Annotated in this window: 1 protein-coding gene; it reads left to right on the plus strand. The window is 53.9% G+C overall.

Features of this window, described 5'->3' with window-relative positions:
* The first annotated feature begins 552 nt into the window (after window positions 1-552).
* Window positions 553-1929 (plus strand): aromatic ring-hydroxylating oxygenase subunit alpha, encoded by a 1377-nt coding sequence (locus tag MK745_RS19625; protein ID WP_243614859.1) that lies wholly within the window; start codon window positions 553-555, stop codon window positions 1927-1929.
* Window positions 1930-2182: the final 253 nt, after the last annotated feature.

The following is a 2182-nucleotide window of genomic DNA, read 5'->3' on the forward strand; positions in this document are numbered from 1 at the left end:
TACGAAACGACCCCACAGTGCTCTGGGCTATCGCCCACCGGCCCCCGAAACCATCATCCAGATGGACCAAAGGCCGATCATGCACTAACAATCAAATTGGACCACTCAAGTGGGGCGGATCATAGCGGGCGCAAGCATCTGGACAACCGGGTTCTACGGACTGAGGCTTGGGATCAGCGCCTATTTGTTGCCGTTTCTTTGGATTTACAATCCCGCGCTCCTACTAAACGGCTCTACGATTGAAATCATCATCGTCCTTGCCAACTGTGCCGCTGCGGTAATGCTACTCCGGTCTTCCATGTTGCCGAGTCCATTTAGCAGACTTCCAAACTGGGTGTTCGCGGTGCTTGCGGTTGCACTGGCAATTTTCTGCGGCGGCGCGACGGTTTGGTTTGGATCCACAAGTCTGACTGCGCTTGGAGTTTCCGTCTTCGGCCTTGCGCCACTGCTCCCAGGTCTTCGGCTCTCAGATGTGGCCGACTCCATGAATTCATCAACTCCCGAAACGCTAGACACCCATCGCGGTGCCCGTCTTGAAAAAGAGGATAACCAATGAAACACAATCTCGAAATTTCCGGCCAAACAAACCTCGAAGAGGGAGTAGTTGACCGGGAGGTTTTTGTTAGCGAAGACATCTACCAGCAAGAAATTGAAACGCTTTTCACACGAGCCTGGCTCTTCGTCGGCCATGAAAGCCAAATTCCTAATCCCGGAGATTTCTTTACTTCACGAATGGGTGAAGAATCTGTGATCCTTGTGCGGGACAAGGCTGGCGTGATTCATGTCTTTCTTAACTCCTGCCGCCACAGAGGAATGAAGGTTTGCCGTTATGATCAAGGCAACACCTCTCTTTTCACATGTCCGTATCATGCTTGGACGTATGCAACCGACGGAAAAGTACGCGGTATTCCGCAGTACCAAGAACTTTATGCCGGGGTATTGGATCGAGAAAAATGGTCCTTGATCGAAGTTCCGAGAATGGTCAACTACAAAGGCACAATCTGGGCATCGTGGGATGAAAACGCGCCGGAATTCGAGACCTATCTAGGCGATGCGAAGGTTCATTTGGATCAAGCATTGGATTGCCGTGACGGACGCCCTGGCGGATCAGAAGTCATTGGTGTGCACAAATGGGTGTTCCCTTCGAATTGGAAACTTGCCTCCGAAAATTTCCTTGGCGACTCGTATCATAACCCAAGCCACCGATCGGTTGACCTCATTGGAATTGGACCTTCGGCACGGACGGGAGCAAAGGGTCGACGCGACAACGAGTTAGAGTTGGCTAAGCACGTTTGGATTAGTTTCGCGGCCGGTCACGGTGTTCATTCGGCGGTGCAGGCGGCTGGGGCTGAATATATTGCGCAATTTGCGAATGATCCCGAAATTGAGGAGTACTTCCGGCATTGTCACAACGAACGCAACGCGCGGCTTGGCGATAATGCTCGGTTGTTGCCGTTTACCGGCACGATATTTCCAAACACCTCATATCATGGTCGGCAACCACGGAACCTATGCGTATGGCACCCGCATGGCACCACCGAGACCGAGGGCTGGCGCTTCTTCCTTGTTGATGCAGACGCGCCAGCTAAGGTAAAGGATTTTCTGAGGCGTTTCTACATGCGCTATTCCGGTCCTGCTGGGATGACCGAGCAAGACGATATGGAAAACTGGCTTTACGCAACACGCGCCAGTGTCGGCACGATCGCGCGGCGCTATCCATTCAACTACCAACTGGCGCGGAATCAAGCGGAGCTTCACCCGGAAGTTAATGGGCTGACAGTGCGCGGACGCGTGACGACAAAGATGACCGAACACATGGCGCGTGGTTATTACCGGCGTTGGCGTTCTTATCTGGATGGTGCTGATTGGGACGAGTTACTGGGGCAGAACGATCCTCGCTTCTCGAACGCAAAAGAGGCTGAAGAATGAGTTCTGGCGCGGTTATCGTTTCCGGCGGCACCTTCGGCTTGGGGCGTGAAATCTCGTTGCGCTTGGCCGAGGCGGGCTACCCAGTGACGGCTTTCGGCCTCGAAACGCCGCAGATCTCTAGCATTGGGGAGTGGACAGAACATGGGGGTCATGCGGCGCGTTTTCTGTTTGCGACGGTCAGCCGACCATCGAGAACTGCGGCCCTTGTGACGGCTACTCGGTGAGCCCCTTTGGGCGACCACCGCATCCTTCT

Origin of the sequence: Shimia aestuarii (assembly GCF_022814865.1) — a bacterium.
Classification (GTDB): Bacteria; Pseudomonadota; Alphaproteobacteria; order Rhodobacterales; family Rhodobacteraceae; genus Shimia; species Shimia aestuarii_A.

Bases quoted from the DNA above. Each gene is read 5' to 3' on its own strand.
- MK745_RS19625 (WP_243614859.1), top strand. From the start codon at position 553: ATGAAACACAATCTCGAAATTTCCGGCCAAACAAACCTCGAAGAGGGA.